The organism is Phenylobacterium sp. (assembly GCF_030697305.1).
Taxonomy (GTDB): domain Bacteria; phylum Pseudomonadota; class Alphaproteobacteria; order Caulobacterales; family Caulobacteraceae; genus Phenylobacterium.
Window position 1 is genome coordinate 15,759 of the sequence record NZ_JAUYQL010000088.1, and the last position, 15,670, is coordinate 31,428.

Consider the following 15,670-nt stretch of genomic DNA (forward strand, 5'->3'; position numbering starts at 1 on the left):
GGAGATGCGCTGACGTTGCGTAATGCAGTAGACCGCGAGTTGATCGCTGCCCGCTCACACCAAATGCATCGCAACATCTCGAGGCTCGAGGCATTTCTTAAGTTCTTTTGTGGCTATGCAATAAGTTGATGCTCTTACATCAAGGCTGACGGCGTGGCTTTTTTCCCACACTCGAAAACAAAGGGCGCCGTTGCCTATGGAACGGGTGCGTTCCGCCCCAGAGGTTATTGATCCTCCGGTCAAACCTTCTCATAGGTTCCCCTCGTCGCAGTCTCCACTGCATCGGGCCGCGTTACCGCGGACCAAGCCGTTAGAGATCGTGCGATTTTCCGAATCCGTCGCCGAAGCGAGGCCCCGAGCGGGCCAGCCTCGGTCGGTCGATCGAAACAACTGACGCCGGCATCGCAACCGGTACGCTCTAGGGGAGAACTACATGAAAGCCAGTTTGTTCGGCCAAGGCTCAGCCTTGGCCATTTGCGCTGTGGCGAGCCTTTGGGGCGCTAGCGCTTACGCCCAGGATGACAGCGAAGTCAGCGAAGTCGTCGTCACCGGCTCGTTCATCGCCGGTACGCCTGAAGACGCCGCACTCCCAGTCGACGTGATCGGCGCCGATGAGATGCAGCGCCAGGGTAATCCGACCACGGTCGAGATGATGAAGCGCCTGACGGTCAGCGGCGGGGTGCTGGGCGACCAGAACCAGTACGCGACCACCTTCCTTACGATCGCGGGCATCGCGACTGTCAACCTGCGCAACCTCGGCCCGCAGCGCACGCTGGTGCTGCTGAACGGCAAGCGCGTGGCGACCTTCCCGACCCGCAATGGCTCGGTCGACCTGAACACCATGCCGCAGGCCGCGATCGGCCGCATCGAGGTGCTCAAGGACGGCGCCGCGGCCACCTACGGTTCGGACGCGATCGGCGGCGTGGTCAACTTCATCACGCGTAAGAATTTCAACGGCCTGGAGGTCGCGGGCGACGTCCGTTACGTCGCCGACGCCGACAATCCCGACTACAGCACCAGCGCGACCTGGGGCTGGAGCGGCGACAACGGCAACGTCCTGCTGTCGGCGGCCTATCAGTACCGCGGACGTCTGCGCGCCAATGAGCGTGACTTCAACTCTCCCACCTACCTGCAGAACCCGGATGCGGGCTTCTCGACGTCGAACAACCCGAGTTCGTTCATTCCGCTGATCGGCGCAGGCGTCCTCACGTCCGGCGCCCAGATCCGCGACCCCGGCTGCGCCACGGTCGGCGCCCAGCCCGGCTTCCTGAACGCGACGGTCAATCCCGCGACCGGCGCGATCTCGGGCGGCGTGCAGGGTTGTTTCGCCCGTCTTGCCGGCGTCACCGTCAATCTGGTCGACCCTTCGTCGCGCTTCCAGCTCTACGGCGAAACCAACTTCGACCTGTCGGACACGGTGAAGTTCCACGCTGAAGCGCTCTACGCCGAGACCTATACCACCCAGCTGACTTCGCCTTACCCGAGCCTGCTGCAAGGCCCGACGGCGGCGACGTCGCCGGTCCCTGGCCAGTACTATGTGCCGGCCAGCAACCCCGGCCTGGCGCTGCTGATCCAGCAGTTCCCGAACGCCTTCCCGGCCAACACCACGGGCGTGCGCTATTCGGGCGGCAGCTTCCCCTTCCGTCCATTCGGCCTCGGCGGCAGCTCGCAGTTCGATAATGGCCCCACGCAGATCACCGTCGACATCAAGACGTACCGGGTGTCGGGCGGCTTCTCGGGCAAGCTGTTCGACGATGCGATCGGTTGGGATGTCTCCTCGACCTATCAGACGATCAACTACAAGCAGACGGGCTGGGATTACCTGGTCAACCGTCAGGAACTGGCCCTGCGCGGCTTCGGCAGCCTGGGTGGCGACACCAACGGCTGTACGTCGGCTGAAACGGCGAACTTCACGACCAACGCCGGCAACAACGCCTTGGGCTGTTACTACTTCAACCCGTTCAGCAATTCCTACGCCCGCAACGCTACGGTCTACGGTCAGAACGATGGTGTGGCCAACCCGCTGTTCAATCCGGCGGTCGCCAACAACCCCGAGCTGGTGAAGTGGCTGTTCCAGAAGCAAATCACGGACGCCACGTCGCGGATCTTCGTCGTCGACGGCGTGTTGAACGGCGAGCTGCCGATCGAATTCGCCGGCGGCAAGGTTGGTTGGGCGGCCGGCGGTCAGTTCCGTCGTCAGTTCTACCGCACCGACTACAGCCCGTTCTTCAACGCCGCCGTGACGCCCTGCGCGGACACTCCGATCACCGGCTCCACCAACTGCCTGGCGCCGATCGGTCCGTTCGCCTTGCAGGCGGCGATCTTCCCGTCGAACGTTGTCCAGAACGTCTACGCCGGCTTCGGTGAAGTCAGCCTGCCGTTCACCGACGACTTCAGCGCGCACATCGCGGCTCGTTACGAGAACTATGGCGAAGATGGCGGCGGCGACACGTTCAACCCCAAGCTGGACCTGCGTTGGCAGGCTCTGGATTGGCTGGCGTTGCGCGGCTCAGTCGGCACCACCTTCCGTGCGCCGCCGCTGACGCTCCTCGATCCGGCCAAGACGGCGACCCAGGTCTCGCTGAACAACGTGTTCCGCCCGGTGTTCACCGCCGGCAACTCTGACCTGTCGCCTGAAAAGGCCACCACCTACAGCGTGGGCGCCATCGTCGAAGCCGGTATCTTCAAGGGCACCATCGACTACTGGGCCTTCGACTTCACCGATCCGTTCGTGACCGAGCCGGTCTCGACGCTGTTCAACCTGATGTTCCCCAACAACACCAATGTGAACTGCAACAGCCCGGCGTTCGCCGACATCCAGGCGCGCTTCTCGTTCAGCTCGGGCGCCTGCTCGGCCAACGACGTGTCCGCGGTCAACGTCAGCTATGTGAACTCCGGCGGGATCAAGACCGACGGCGTCGACATCACTGGCGACCTGAGCTTCGACGACGTGTACGGCGGCAACCTGAAGACCGGTGCGCAGCTGACCTACGTCAACAAGTACCTGGTGGCGGAACAGAAGATCCGCGGCGTGACCATCGCGCCCGCCTTCGACGCGGTCGGCAAGTTCAACTATGGCACGGCGGTGTTCCCGCTGCCGCGCTGGAAGGCCGTCTATTACGCCGAGTGGGACTCGGGCCCGCACAACCTGCGCGTCCAGACCAACTTCGCCAGCAGCTACACCGACCAGCGGACGACGCCGTACGGCGGCTTCCTCTATACCGGCGACGTTGCGACCTCGAACCTGGCCACGGCGACGCCGCGGCCCCAGGACGGCAAGAAGATCAAGGCCTGGATGACCACCGACGTCACCTACCGCGTATTCCTGCCCTGGGACACGACGGCGGTCCTGAACGTCAACAATATCTTCGACACCGATCCGCCGCTCGCGCGGGTCGAGCTGAACTACGACGCTTCGGTCGCCAGCGGCCTCGGCCGCACGGTCAAGCTCGCTCTGACGAAGAAGTTCTAGAGATCATCGACATCGCGTCGGCGGCTTTGGCCGCCGGCGCTTTGCGGCTGCCATGCCGGTGGGTCTCCGTCCTTCGCGGGGACCTACGGTCGAGTTGTCGCTGACCAAGAAGTTCCAGGACGTATCAATCGACGGCGGCGGCCCCAGGCCGCCGTCCTGCGATCTGGGGAGCCGGCGGTCGAAAGACCGCTGGCTTTCCGTCTTGTGATCACCGGCGCGTTGCGTCGATGTTACATTTCACTATGCACAGTTGATCCGACGAGGCGGTTCCGCCCAGTCGTTAGAATCCTGTTGACTGCGGTCCAACCTGTCCATTGTCTTGAGCAATCGCATTTGACCCGCGCCGTTTAGAGCGCCGGCCGCGCCCGGCAGCGGGATTTAGGGAGGACGCCATGGCTGATTTTGGTCACAACGCTACCGAACTTGTCATCGACGACAAGGAATCGGGGATTTTCCGCATCCACCGCAGCGCTTTCGTCGATGACGATATCCTGAAAATGGAGCGCGAGAAGATCTTCGACAAGGCCTGGCTGTTCGCCGGCCACGTGTCGGAGTTTCCCAAGCCCGGCGACTTCATCACCCGCACCGTCGCGGGGCGCCCGATCATCCTGGTTCACAGCGACGATGGCGAGATCCGCGCGCTGATGAACACCTGCCGTCACCGGGGAAACTTGGTGTGCCGTGAGCACAAGGGCTCGAACGCCGAAGTCTTCCGCTGTTTCTATCACGGTTGGATCTACAATACCCGCGGCGAGCTGAAGGGCATCCCTGGCGAAGAGGCGTACAGCGAAGCGTTCGACCGCGAGTCCCTCGGCCTCGAGCCGGCGCCGCGGATGCACAATTACCGCGGCTGCATCTTCATCAGCTATGATCCGGAGATGGAGGACTTCGAGTCCTATATGGCGGATGCTCTTCCGCTACTCGACAACACCCTGGACCAGGGCGACATGGAGTTTGTCGAAGGCCACTTTAAATACTCGATGCGCGCCAACTGGAAGCTGCTCGTCGAGAACAGCATGGATGGCTACCACTTCGCCTTCACCCACGAGCGGTTCATCACCCACTTCCTGCCGGATGTGGGCCTGGGCGCGCACGCCGAGGGTACGCCCGGTCCGGGCAGCACGGAAGACAACGTGGGTGCGCTCCCAGCGGCTTTGGGCAACGGCCATGCGACGATCGCGCTGCCGAACGCCAACCGCGCCAGCGGGGCCGCTACGCCCTACCTGGAACGCTACGCGCCGGAGGGACTCGAGGCCTATCGCAAGATGCTCGCGGCCGGGCACGGCAAGGACAAGGCCAAGATGATCGAGTTCGGGTCAGGGAATTATCTGATCTTCCCAAACCTGATGATCATCGACGGCTGGTTCGTCTTCCGCACCTTCTATCCGACGTCGCCGGATTACATGGAGATCAACGGCTGGGCCTGCATGCCCAAGGAGGACTCGCCCGAACTGCGCAAGGCTCGCCTTGAGTGGTACATGGGCTTCCAGGGGCCGGGCGGCTTCGCCACCCCGGACGATGTGGAAGGCCTGGAAGGCTGCCAGATGGGCTTCAAGACCCACAAGGAAGTCGAGTGGTCCGACATCTCCCGTGGGATGAACGGCAACACGAAGGGCGGCTCCAGCGAGCTGCAGATGCGCGCCTTCTGGCGTGAATGGCACGCTCGCCTGGCCACGGGCCAGCACGCCGTCGACACCAACGACTAGGAAGCGCGATGATCGCGGGGTTGCGCAATCGCCCCGTGATCTATTCGCGCTCCGACCGGTTGGCTCAACGCGGGCGAACCTTGGCTTTCGATAGACAACGCCGGCCCCAAAGGCCGGCGTTTTTCTTTGGGCTGTGGGCGGTTCGCTCAGGCCGTCAGCTCCGTTGCGCCGCCTCGTTCAGATCGCGCGTGATGGTCCGGCTCGCCAGCAGGTAGTAGACGACCGCCACGACGAAGCCGAACGCGGCGACGGCGAGGCTCCATTGGGTCGCTGTCGAGAGGGCGGCCTGGCAGGCGTCTTTGATCGGACCTGGGGCGGCATGGCTGCCGCCTCGGCCGCAGACGATGACGAAGTCACCCATGTTGTTGGCGGAGACCTAGAGCAGCTTGTCGAGCGTGATCGGCAGGTCGCGCACGCGCTTTCCCGTCGCGTTGAAGACGGCGTTGGCGACTGCCGCGCCAACCCCGGTGATCCCGATTTCGCCGACGCCGCGAGCGCCCATCGGCGTGTGCGGATCCGGTTCATCGGTCCACATCACCTCGATCATCGGGACGTCCAGGTGCACGGGCACGTGGTACTCGGCCAGGGACGGATTCATGATGCGCCCGGTCCGCTCGTCGAACTGGGTCTCTTCCATCAACGCTAGGCCCAGGCCCATGACGATGCCGCCCCGAAACTGGCTGGCCGCGGTCTTGGCATTGATGATCCGCCCGCAATCGAACGACCCCAGGAAGCGGCTGACACGGACCTCGCCGGTGACGGCGTTGACGCGGACCTCGCAGAACATCGCGCCGTGCGAGTGCATCGACCAGTGTTGACCCTCCAGCGGGGGGGATCCGTCAGCCTCCGCCATAACCTCGTCCTGGCGTGCGCGGGCCAGGATCGAGGCGTAGCTCTCGCTGCGGCTTGGATCCTGCAGGCTGCACAGGCCGCCGTCGAAACCGCCGACCTCGTCGGGCTTCAGGCCGGCCAGCGGCGAGTCGTTGCCGGCGAGCTTCAGCAGTTCGCCCACCAGCTTGCGATGGGCGGCGATCACCGCCCCGCCGATGGCGGCCGTCTGTTGCGACCCGCCGGCCAGGACGACGCCGGGCAGGGTGTTGTCGCCGTATTCGAACGTCACCTGCTCCATGGTCAGCCCCAGGCGCTCGGCCGCGATCTGGGTCTGAACCGTGGACGTGCCCATGCCCATCTCGTGGGCGGAGATCGACACCGTGGCGTGGCCGTCCTTGCGGAGCACGATCCGGGCCGCGCCGCCCGGCATGCGATAATAGGGGTAGGTCGCCGTGGCGCAGCCCAGGCCTATGAGCCAGTCGCCATCGCGCTGCGCACGAGGCTGGGCGTTGCGTTTGTCCCAGCCGAACCGCTCGGCGCCGGCGCCCCAGGCCTCGACGATATGGCGCGCTGAGAACGGCAGGCCTGTGGTTGGATCCTTGTCGGGTTCGTTGCGGATGCGCAGTGCGATGGGGTCCATGCCAAGATCGAACGCCAGTTCATCGATAGCGCTCTCAAGTCCGAAGGTGCCGACGGATTCGCCCGGCGCGCGCATGAAGGTGTTGGCCACCATGTTCAGCTTCACCGTCTTCACGTCGAGCTTGAAGCTCTTGGCGGCGTATGCGCTGCGGGCCGGCAGGATGAACGGCTCAGGCAAGTTGTTGTGCGGTGTCATCGCCACCGTTCCGGTGTGGATGATGGCGTCAAAGCCGCCGTCCGACTGCGCGCCGATCGCCACACGCTGCTCCGTCACCGTCCGCCCGCCGACGATGCGGAATACGCCCTCGCGGCTGACCATGATGCGCACCGGCCGGCCGGCCAGTTTCGACGCCGCCGCGGCCAGGATCTGGTGCTGCCACAAGATTTTGCTGCCGAACCCTCCACCGACGTAGGGCGAGGTGACCCGCACCTGGCGTTCTTCGATCCCGAACGCTTCGGCGATCGACCAGGCGACATGGTCCACGGCTTGAGTAGCGTCATGGATGTAGAGCTCGTCGCCGCTCCAGGCCACGGTTGCGGCGTGCAGCTCGATAGAGTTGTGGTTGTGGCGAGGCGTCGAATAGGCGGCGTCGACCCGATGCGGCGCGGCGGCCAGCAGGTCTTCTGCATCTCCCTGCTCAAGCTTCAGCGGCTCACCCCTGAAGTAACCCTGCTCAGGACCTTGGGCTCTGGCGCTCGCCATGGAGGTCACGCCCGCCTCGGGGGCGTAGCTCACCCGGATCAGCGACTGGGCGTGATCGGCCTGCTCCTGGGTCTCGGCCAGCACCAGCGCCACCGGCTGCCCGTTCCAGTGAATACGATCGTCCTGCATCACTGGCACGCTGTCGCCGCCCGCCGCCTTGGGCTTGCTCATGAACGGCGGGGTCGGGTTCAGCCGCGGGGCGTTCTCGTGGGTCATGACCAGCACGACGCCCGGCGCCGCGCGGGCGCTCGCCGCGTCGATCGCGGTGATGCGTCCCTTGGCGATGGTCGAATAGTGCAGGGCCGCGTAGGTCATCCGCTCCATCGGGAACTCGGCGGAAAAGCGGGCCTGGCCGGCCACCTTCAGCGGCCCGTCGATCCGCGAGATCGCGGCGCCGATCAGGCCATGCTTGTGGCGGATCAGCGGATCGGGCTCACCGCCGGGAATCCAGCTGTCGGGGGCCAGCGCCACGGCCTTCTTCATCACCGCCTGCATGGCCGCCTGCGCGGCGGCTTTCACGCCAGTCATTGAGCAGGCTCCGCCGTCTGGGTGAGTTTCTCGAGCGTGTCGGCGATGAGCCGGGTCGCCAGGTCGATCTTGAACGCGTTGTCGCGAAGTGGGCGGGCCGAGGCGAGTTCCGCCGCCGCCGCCTGCCGGAAGGCGGCCGGGGTCGCGGGGCCGCCTTTGAGTGCGGTCTCAGCGATGAACGCGCGCCACGGCTTGTGCGCGACGCCGCCAAGCGCCAGCCTCACGTCGACGATCGTGTCGCCTTCCAGCTCCAGGCCTGCGGCGACGGAGACCAGCGCGAAGGCGTAGCTCGATCGGTCGCGGACCTTGCGATAGCTGGATCGTGCGGCGACGCCGTTCGCTGGCAGCAGGATCGCCGCGATCAGTTCGCCCGGGCGCAGGACCGTCTCGATCTGCGGCGTCTCTCCCGGCAGCTGATGGAAGTCGACGATCGGGATGTCGCGCTCGCCGTGCGGCCCGTCGACCCTGACCGTAGCGCCCAGCGCCGCCAGCGCCACGCACATGTCCGAGGGGTGTGTCGCCACACAGGCGGGGGAGGCGCCCAGGATCGCATGATTGCGGTTGAAGCCCTCCACTGCGTCGCAGCCGGCGCCCGGCTCGCGCTTGTTGCAGCGCGCCGCGTCGTCGAAAAAGTAGAGGCAGCGCGTCCGCTGCATGACATTGCCGCCGACGCTAGCCACGTTGCGGATCTGGCCGGACGCGCCGGCGAGGATCGCCTGAGAGAGCAGGGGGAAACGTTCTCGGACCAGGCGGTCCGTCGCCGCGGCTGTGTTCTTCACGCCCGCGCCGATGATCAGTCCGTAGTGATCGTCGAGCGTGATGTCGCCAGCCAGGCGAGAGACGTCCACCAGGATGTCGGGGCGCTCGATCGTCTCGCGCATCAGGTCGACGAGATTGGTGCCGCCGCCGAGGTATTTGGCGCCGGCGGCCGCGCCGAGGGCCAGTGCGGCGGGCGTATCGGCCGCGGGCTCATATCTGAACGGGTGCATCAGGCGGCCTCGCGCTTCACGTCGGCTGACGCCGCTTGCGCCAAGGTCTCCCTGATCGCGTCGATGATGCCGTTGTAGGCTCCGCAGCGGCAGAGGTTGCCGCTCATCCGCTCTCGGAGCTCCTCGTCGGTGACGTCTATCGCCTCGGCTGCGATGTCCGCGGTCACATAGCTCGGGACGCCGCGCGCGAGTTCATCGGCCATGCCCACAGCCGAGCAGATCTGCCCGGGCGTGCAGTATCCGCACTGGAAGCCGTCGTGCTCCACGAAAGCCGCCTGTAGAGGGTGCAGTGAGCCCGGCGCGCCCAAGCCTTCAATCGTGATGATCTCACGATCCTGATATTGCACCGCGAGCGCCAGGCAGCTGTTGATCCGCTGGCCGTCCACAAGGACCGTGCAAGCGCCGCAGGCGCCCTGGTTGCAGCCCTTCTTCGTGCCGAAGAGTTCGAGGTGCTCGCGGAGAAGGTCGAGCAGGGACGTTCGCGTATCGACGTCCGCCTCCATGGGCTGGCCGTTGATGTTGAAACGCATGAGGGCTCCAGGAATGGACTGAGCTCTAACTACCCAACCGCAGCGAGGATCCGGCATGGGGCCGCGGTCCGCAAGACCTGCGCCCTCAGGGCCGGCCCGGCTGTTCCCGCGCCCGGTTTGGCGTCGGCGCCTGCGGCTGGTGCGTCCCGACCCTTACGGCCGCTTGTCGGCGAGCGCTTCCCCGCCCTGTTCTTCCTCCAGCAACGCCGCGTTGGCGGCGTTGGCTGACAGACGGACCTTGTCGCCCTCGACCTCGGCGACGAGGCCGGCGGAAATATAGTGGTGATGGTCGCTGTGGGAGCCGCTATCGGCGCGCGTCAGCTTGATGCGGTCGCCTTCCACCTTGTCCACCGTGCCCAGATGCACGCCGTCGGCGCCGATGACGTCCATATGTTCCTTGATCGCCGTGAGATCGGCCATGAGCCTCGTTCCTTCTTTGCCGCCTTGGGTGGGCTGCTAACGAGCGGCCGCGCCGGCTGTTCCAGCCCATGAAGCGCAGCGGCTCGACGCACGTTAAGGAGGAAGCCTGAGTCTAGCGCACCCAGCGGCGAGGATCAGGCTCCAGACCACCGGGCGACGTCGCCCCTGTGTGGGACACGCCATCGCCTGCACTAAGCGAAATCGCCGAACGCGATGTCGTTCACGGTCCGGCCCGACAACAGGACCGCTGTGTCGGCCGATCCATTGTTATTCAGAGTGTCGGCGAAAATGTAGACGGCGCGCGCGGGCTGCTGTTGAACGGCCGCTATGACTTCCACCACAGCCTCGAAAGGTGCGCCTGCGGGGCCGGGATTCCTCGAATTCGTCGTGTTGATCGCTGCGGTCCAGTCGCTAGGGGCGTTCGGCATAGACGCGATGCTGCCGAATCTGCCGGCGATCGGGGAGTCTCTCGGCGTGACGGACGAGAACCGCAGGCAGCTGATCATCAGCAGCTACTTGCTGGGACTCGGCGGGGCTCAACTCGTCTTCGGTCCGCTGGCTGACCGGTTCGGCCGCCGCTCGGTGCTGCTGGCTGGCATGAGCCTCTATCTCGGCTTCAGCCTGCTTGCGGCTTTTTCTCCATCCTTCGAATTCTTGCTGGCTGTGCGGGCGCTGCAGGGCGTTGGCGCAGCCGCCACCCAGTCGGTCCCCATGTCGATCGTCCGCGACCGGTACCAGGGCCGGGAGATGGCGCGGGTGATCTCCCTGAGTTCCATGGTGTTCATGGCCGCGCCGATCGTTGCGCCGAGCCTGGGTCAGCTCGTGCTGATGCTGGCCCCATGGCCCTGGTTGTTCGGCGTGCTGGCGGTGATCAGCCTGAGCCTGATTGTCTGGACGCTCCTGCGGTTGCCAGAGACCCTCCACCCAGAAGACCGGGCGCCGATCCGCCCCAGAGCGATGGCGGCGGCGTTCGTGATGGCGGCGCGGGAGCGGAACGCCATGGGCTATGTGGTGGGACAGACCCTGGTGTTCGGCAGCCTCCTGGGCTTCATCAATTCGTCCCAGCAGATCTTCGCGGACACCTTCGACGCCGCCGACGTCTTCCCGCTGGTGTTCGGGCTGTGCGCCGCTTTCATCGCGGCGGCCTCGCTGCTCAACGCGCGGCTGGTGATGCAGATCGGCATGAGGCGGCTCTCGCACTGGGCGCTGATCGGCTTCATCGTCATCTCCGCCGTCCACCTCGCCGTCGCCGTCTCCGACCAGGAGACGCTGGTCATCTTCACCGCCCTCCACGGCGCGGCGCTGTTCTGTTTTGGCCTTTCGATGGGCAACTTCGGAGCCATGGCCATGGAGCCGATGGGTCACATCGCCGGTGTCGCGGCCGCATTTCAGGGCTTCGTGCGGATGGTGGGCGCGACGCTGATCGGCTTCGTCATCGGCCAGTGGTTCGACGGGACAGTGGTTCCCATCGAAGCGGGTTGCGTTGTGCTTGGGGGTCTGGCGCTGGGAGCCGTGCTCTGGGCCGAGCGCGGCCGGCTCTTCCAACTCGATGAAGAACCTGCCGCCCTGCCGTGCGCCGCAGAATAGGGACCTGGCGTCCAGGGTCGCCGTCAGGATCCGCCGCGCGCCTGAAATCGCAGGAAAGAGCGGTGGATTTCATGCGTTTGCGGAAATCTGGCGGTGACGGAGGGATTCGAACCCTCGGTACGGCTTTACACCGTACAACGGTTTAGCAAACCGCCGCCTTCAGCCACTCGGCCACGTCACCAGCTTGATTTCGTGCGGGTTTACTCCCGATCCCGATCGGTTGACCTGCGACGCGATGCGCAGGCCGTCTGGACGGGCCGCACTCAATAGCCGAAAGCCCGGGCGTTCGGCAACGGCTGCGTCGCCTCGGACGATTGAGACTCGTTGCGCCGACTGACATGGTGGCGGCGTGCCCAATCGCCTGGTGACCGACGAACTGCATCGACTCGACACCATCGAGCTCCTGCATCTCGGCAAATCCACGGTGACCCTCGGCGGACTCGTCGCCGCCGTGGCCCTGGTGGCGGCGAGCCTGGTGGCTGCTCGCCTCGTGGCGGGCGGCGTGCGGCGTCTGCGCGACCGATCAGGGCAGGCCGCGCCGTCGATCTACATCTTCGAGAAGCTGGCGACTTACGGCGTCGTGGCGCTGGGGTTGGTCGCGGCCTTCTCCACCGTCGGCCTGGACCTGTCGTCGTTCAGCCTGTTCGCCGGCGCGCTCGGCGTTGGGCTGGGCTTCGGCATGCAGGGCATGGTCAAGGAGTTCATCTCAGGCCTTGCGTTGCTTTTCGACAAGCTGGTGCGCATCGGCGACTACATCGAGTTGCAGAGCGGCGAGCGGGGAGTGGTCGAGGAGATCGGCCCAAGGGCGACGCGTATCCGAAACAACGACGACGTGGACGTGCTCATCCCCAACTCGCGCCTCATCGAATCGCCGGTGACCAACTGGACGCATCAGGGCGGCACTCGGCGCGTCCATGTGCCGTTCCAGGTGGCCTACGGCGCCGAAAAGGAGAAGGTGCGCGACGCGGTTCTGAGAGCGGCGCATGAGGCGCCGTTCACCCTGCCCGACACCGAACGCCGCCGCACCCAGGTCTGGCTCGTCGGCTTTGGCGAGAACGGACTGAAGTTCGAGCTGGTGGTCTGGCCGGCTCTGGAGGCGGTGAAGCGACCGAACGCGACGATCGCGGCCTACACCTGGGCGATCGAGGAGGCGCTCAGGAGCGGCGGATTCGAGATCCCGTTGCCGCAACGCGAACTGCGGGTCCGCGGCCTGTTCGGCGAAGAAGGAGAGGCGGCGCGCGCGGCGCTGCGCCTGGAGCCTGTCAAACCGGCGATGGAACCCGCGGAAGAGCCCGCGCCCAACAGCGTCAACGACGCCGCCGAAGACCTCGCCCGCGCCGCAAACGAGGCCGAGCTGAAGCCGCCGACGGCGGGGTGAGGCATTGACGCAGCCACGGCGCACCCCGAAATGGGCCCCGCAGACAGGAGCTTCGCATGTCGCAGATCAAAGCGAACGGCATCGCCATCGAATACGATATCCACGGTCCGGCGGACGGCGAGCCTTTGCTGTTGATCATGGGGCTGGGCGCACAGATGACCCGCTGGCCGGAGGCGTTCTGCGAAAAGCTCGGCGCTCGCGGGTTCCGCGTGATCCGCTACGACAACCGCGACGCGGGCCTGTCGGAGAAGATCGAAGCGGCTGGCGTTCCTGATCTGCAGGCGGTGTTCGCTGCAGTGATGTCGGGTCAGCCAGCGCAGGTCGGCTACACCTTGACCGAGATGGCGGCGGACGGCGTCGGCCTGCTGGACGCGCTCGGCATCGATCGGGCGCACGTCGTGGGAGCCTCGATGGGCGGGATGATCGCCCAGCTGATCGCCGCCGATTATCCGCAACGCACCCTGTCGCTGACCTCAATCATGTCGACCAGTGGTGATCCCGGACTGCCGCCCGCCACTCAGGCGGCGCTGGGCGTACTCGCCAATCGAGGGCCAGATCCTTTTGGCGACCTCGAAGGATACCTGACGCATTCGGCGGCTGGCGCGGCCATCATCGGGTCGCCTGGCTATCCGCCGGACCCCGCCAGCCTGCGGGAGCGGCTGACGAGCGACGTGAAGCGCAGCTACTACCCAATCGGCTTCGCCAGGCAGTACGCCGCCGTGCTGGCCTCCCCAGCCCGCACAGCGAAGCTCGCCGGCGTCACCGCGCCCAGCGTCGTCGTACACGGTGAGGACGACCCCCTGGTGCCTGTGGCGCACGGCCGACACACCGCCGAGTCGATCCCGGGCGCGGAGCTGAAGGTAATTCCGGGCATGGGCCACGACCTGCCGGAGCCCTTGTTCGACCCGATCATCGACGCCATCGAGGCGGTCGCCCGGCGATCGCACGCCAGGGCCTGAAGTTGGCGCTGCAAGCGCCATTGCCTTGCGCGATCGTGTCTGACGATATGCGCCGCCGACCGGACGGGTAATCCGGCGGCGCGCGCGGAGGAGTCGGTGATGAGGGTCTGGGAACTTCAGGACAACTGGGGAATCGACCACCTGAAGCTGCTCGACCGACCCGAGCCGGGGCCGCCAGGGCCGGGTCAGGTGGCGGTGCGCCTGCGCGCGGCTTCACTCAACTACCGTGACCTGTCGACGCTGGGCGGCGGCGGTCGCGAGCCCGACGGCGTGCGCCTGATCCCGTTGTCGGACGCCGCCGGCGACGTCATCGCGGTGGGTGAGGGCGTGACGCGGGTGAAGGTCGGCGACCGAGTCTGCCCGACATTCTTCCAGGAATGGTTCACCGGCTCGCCCACCGCCCGCAATCGCGCCCGCTCCCTGGGGTCCCTGGTTGAACCCGGGGTCGCCCAGGATGTCGTGGTGTTGAGCCAGGACGGCGTCACCGCGATTCCCGACCACATGAGCTACCTAGAGGCGGCGACGCTTCCTTGCGCGGCGCTCACCGCATGGCGGGCGGTGAAGGTGGAGACCGATGTCCAAGCCGGCAAGAGCGTGCTGCTGGAAGGCACCGGCGGCGTCTCGATCTTCGCCCTGCAGTTCGCCAAGGCGTTCGGGGCGACGACGATCATCACCTCCAGCAGTGATGAGAAACTGGAGCGCGCCAAGTCGCTGGGCGCAGACCATCTGATCAACTATCGCGAGACGCCCGACTGGGGCCGCAAGGCGCGAGAGCTGGCGGGCGGCCTGGGCGTCGACTGCGTGGTCGAGGTCGGCGGCGCGGGCACGATCGAGCAAGCAGTGGCGGCTGCCGCCGTCGGTGGCGACGTGATGGTGATCGGCTCCCTAGGCGGGGCGTCTCAGATCACCCTGCCGCAGCTCATAGGCAAGAACCTGCACGTGCACGGGATCTCGGTCGGCAGCCGCACGATGTTCGAAGCGATGTCGGCCGCGATGAGCGAGCACCAGATCGGCCCCGTCATCGACAAGGTCTACGCTTTCGCCGAGCTGCCCGACGCTCTGCGGGCGATGAAGGCCGGCGAGCACTTCGGCAAGATCTGCATCGACTACGCCCAGTGAGCGCGCGTTGCGCCTCGCCGACTGAGGCCTAGAGCCTCAGCGGCGCGACGTAGCCGGTAAGCTCCAGATAGCCTCGGCCCCCGGCGGTGGTGACTGCGCCCTCCCAGTAGACGGGACCGGCCGCCACGCGGCTATCCAGCTCCTGGTCATCAAACAGGGGCGTCAGGCGGAAACTGCGGGCGAAGCCTGGTTGGCGCAGGGTGACGACCCTCTCCACCGGGTATGCGGCGGCGGTGCGTGGTGAGCGCCATGTCCGCAGGCTGGTGAACTTCACCTCGCTAGGGGCGAAGCGACGGACGCTTCCATCCGCGTTGCGCAGCGTCGCACCGGCCCAGACCGCGCCTCCAGCAGCGTTGCGAACCTGGAACGCCATCAGTGCGCCGCCGTCGTCCAGGTTGATTCCCGTCCAGTCCCAGCCCACCGCCTTCGGATCCAGCAGGGTCGATGACCACTCGCGGTCCAGCCACGCCCGTCCGCCGACCCTCATGTCCCGCCGGCCGCGTCGCACCGTTCCCGACACGGCGAGCTGGGGCAGGGTGTAGTAGCGGCTGGCCTGCCGCGGCGCCGGACCCTTGCGGCTGTAGCCCTCGAGCCCTTGAAGCAGCACCGGCTGGGTGGGCTCGAACACCAGGTCGAAGGCGTATTCGTTGGTGTCGATCCTTGCCAAGAACCGTCCTTCGGGACGGCGTCGTAGGCTCCAGTCGTCCTGGTCTATGTCAGTGTCGCGGGCGGAGGCCCGCGCCAGTCCGAAACCCTCGCGCGCCACGCGCTGGTCGTGCAGCAGGCGTCCAACCGACGGATCGGAGAGC

General features: G+C 66.2%; 12 protein-coding genes and 1 tRNA gene. 6 read left to right on the plus strand and 7 right to left on the minus strand.

Translation table 11 applies throughout. The features are described 5' to 3' along the window. Positions 1-433: 433 nt before the first annotated feature. Together Q8R27_RS09505 and Q8R27_RS09510 are read left to right on the plus strand one after the other, a co-directional pair. On the plus strand, positions 434-3,472 hold the full coding sequence (locus tag Q8R27_RS09505) for a TonB-dependent receptor domain-containing protein (RefSeq protein ID WP_305698793.1): 3,039 nt from the start codon (positions 434-436) through the stop codon (positions 3,470-3,472). A 392-nt stretch (positions 3,473-3,864) separates the two neighbouring features. Then, positions 3,865-5,178, plus strand: a complete 1,314-nt coding sequence (locus Q8R27_RS09510) for an aromatic ring-hydroxylating dioxygenase subunit alpha (protein WP_305698794.1) — start codon at positions 3,865-3,867, stop codon at positions 5,176-5,178. Between the two features lie 154 nt (positions 5,179-5,332). On the opposite strand, the gene Q8R27_RS09515 is transcribed toward Q8R27_RS09510, so the two are convergent. The 5 genes from Q8R27_RS09515 to Q8R27_RS09535 form a co-directional block, all read right to left on the minus strand. Continuing rightward, positions 5,333-5,539, minus strand: coding sequence for a hypothetical protein (locus Q8R27_RS09515; RefSeq protein ID WP_305698795.1), 207 nt, complete (start codon positions 5,537-5,539; stop codon positions 5,333-5,335). A gap of 15 nt (positions 5,540-5,554) precedes the next feature. Then, positions 5,555-7,879 (minus strand): xanthine dehydrogenase family protein molybdopterin-binding subunit, encoded by a 2,325-nt coding sequence (locus Q8R27_RS09520; protein WP_305698796.1) that lies wholly within the window; start codon positions 7,877-7,879, stop codon positions 5,555-5,557. Continuing rightward, positions 7,876-8,868, minus strand: a complete 993-nt coding sequence (locus tag Q8R27_RS09525) for a xanthine dehydrogenase family protein subunit M (RefSeq protein ID WP_305698797.1) — start codon at positions 8,866-8,868, stop codon at positions 7,876-7,878. Before Q8R27_RS09525 ends, Q8R27_RS09520 begins: the two co-directional genes overlap by 4 nt. Beyond that, positions 8,868-9,398: a 2Fe-2S iron-sulfur cluster-binding protein gene (locus Q8R27_RS09530; RefSeq protein WP_305698798.1), complete on the minus strand. Its 531-nt coding sequence runs from the start codon at positions 9,396-9,398 to the stop codon at positions 8,868-8,870. Before Q8R27_RS09530 ends, Q8R27_RS09525 begins: the two co-directional genes overlap by 1 nt. Before the next feature lie 153 nt (positions 9,399-9,551). Next, positions 9,552-9,818, minus strand: coding sequence for a DUF2171 domain-containing protein (locus tag Q8R27_RS09535; protein ID WP_305698799.1), 267 nt, complete (start codon positions 9,816-9,818; stop codon positions 9,552-9,554). A gap of 327 nt (positions 9,819-10,145) precedes the next feature. Between Q8R27_RS09535 and Q8R27_RS09540 the strand changes: the two genes are divergently transcribed. Then, complete coding sequence (locus tag Q8R27_RS09540) at positions 10,146-11,405, plus strand: multidrug effflux MFS transporter (RefSeq protein ID WP_305698800.1); 1,260 nt, start codon at positions 10,146-10,148, stop codon at positions 11,403-11,405. Positions 11,406-11,493: 88 nt separating this feature from the next. Here Q8R27_RS09540 and Q8R27_RS09545 read toward each other — a convergent pair. Further along, positions 11,494-11,586, minus strand: a tRNA-Ser gene (locus tag Q8R27_RS09545). 168 nt (positions 11,587-11,754) lie between these two features. Here Q8R27_RS09545 and Q8R27_RS09550 point away from each other — a divergent pair. The 3 genes from Q8R27_RS09550 to Q8R27_RS09560 all read left to right on the plus strand — a co-directional run bounded on the left by Q8R27_RS09550 (position 11,755) and on the right by Q8R27_RS09560 (position 14,861). Then, positions 11,755-12,783, plus strand: coding sequence for a mechanosensitive ion channel family protein (locus Q8R27_RS09550; RefSeq protein WP_305698801.1), 1,029 nt, complete (start codon positions 11,755-11,757; stop codon positions 12,781-12,783). A 56-nt stretch (positions 12,784-12,839) separates the two neighbouring features. Beyond that, the gene (locus Q8R27_RS09555; protein ID WP_305698802.1) at positions 12,840-13,742 is read left to right on the plus strand and encodes an alpha/beta fold hydrolase; all 903 of its coding nucleotides are present in this window, start codon (positions 12,840-12,842) and stop codon (positions 13,740-13,742) included. Positions 13,743-13,841: 99 nt separating this feature from the next. Continuing rightward, on the plus strand, positions 13,842-14,861 hold the full coding sequence (locus Q8R27_RS09560; RefSeq protein ID WP_305698803.1) for an NAD(P)-dependent alcohol dehydrogenase: 1,020 nt from the start codon (positions 13,842-13,844) through the stop codon (positions 14,859-14,861). Between the two features lie 28 nt (positions 14,862-14,889). On the opposite strand, the gene Q8R27_RS09565 is transcribed toward Q8R27_RS09560, so the two are convergent. Continuing rightward, on the minus strand, positions 14,890-15,670 hold a 781-nt coding region (locus Q8R27_RS09565; protein ID WP_305698804.1), incomplete at its 5' end, for a carotenoid 1,2-hydratase.

What these genes read in the sequence shown, in the direction of transcription:
- Q8R27_RS09505 (WP_305698793.1), top strand. Translation starts at nt 434, where the DNA reads ATGAAAGCCAGTTTGTTCGGCCAAGGCTCAGCCTTGGCCATTTGCGCT.
- Q8R27_RS09510 (WP_305698794.1), top strand. Translation starts at nt 3,865, where the DNA reads ATGGCTGATTTTGGTCACAACGCTACCGAACTTGTCATCGACGACAAG.
- Q8R27_RS09515 (WP_305698795.1), bottom strand. Translation starts at nt 5,539, where the DNA reads ATGGGTGACTTCGTCATCGTCTGCGGCCGAGGCGGCAGCCATGCCGCC.
- Q8R27_RS09520 (WP_305698796.1), bottom strand. Translation starts at nt 7,879, where the DNA reads ATGACTGGCGTGAAAGCCGCCGCGCAGGCGGCCATGCAGGCGGTGATG.
- Q8R27_RS09525 (WP_305698797.1), bottom strand. Translation starts at nt 8,868, where the DNA reads ATGCACCCGTTCAGATATGAGCCCGCGGCCGATACGCCCGCCGCACTG.
- Q8R27_RS09530 (WP_305698798.1), bottom strand. Translation starts at nt 9,398, where the DNA reads ATGCGTTTCAACATCAACGGCCAGCCCATGGAGGCGGACGTCGATACG.
- Q8R27_RS09535 (WP_305698799.1), bottom strand. Translation starts at nt 9,818, where the DNA reads ATGGCCGATCTCACGGCGATCAAGGAACATATGGACGTCATCGGCGCC.
- Q8R27_RS09540 (WP_305698800.1), top strand. Translation starts at nt 10,146, where the DNA reads ATGACTTCCACCACAGCCTCGAAAGGTGCGCCTGCGGGGCCGGGATTC.
- Q8R27_RS09555 (WP_305698802.1), top strand. Translation starts at nt 12,840, where the DNA reads ATGTCGCAGATCAAAGCGAACGGCATCGCCATCGAATACGATATCCAC.
- Q8R27_RS09560 (WP_305698803.1), top strand. Translation starts at nt 13,842, where the DNA reads ATGAGGGTCTGGGAACTTCAGGACAACTGGGGAATCGACCACCTGAAG.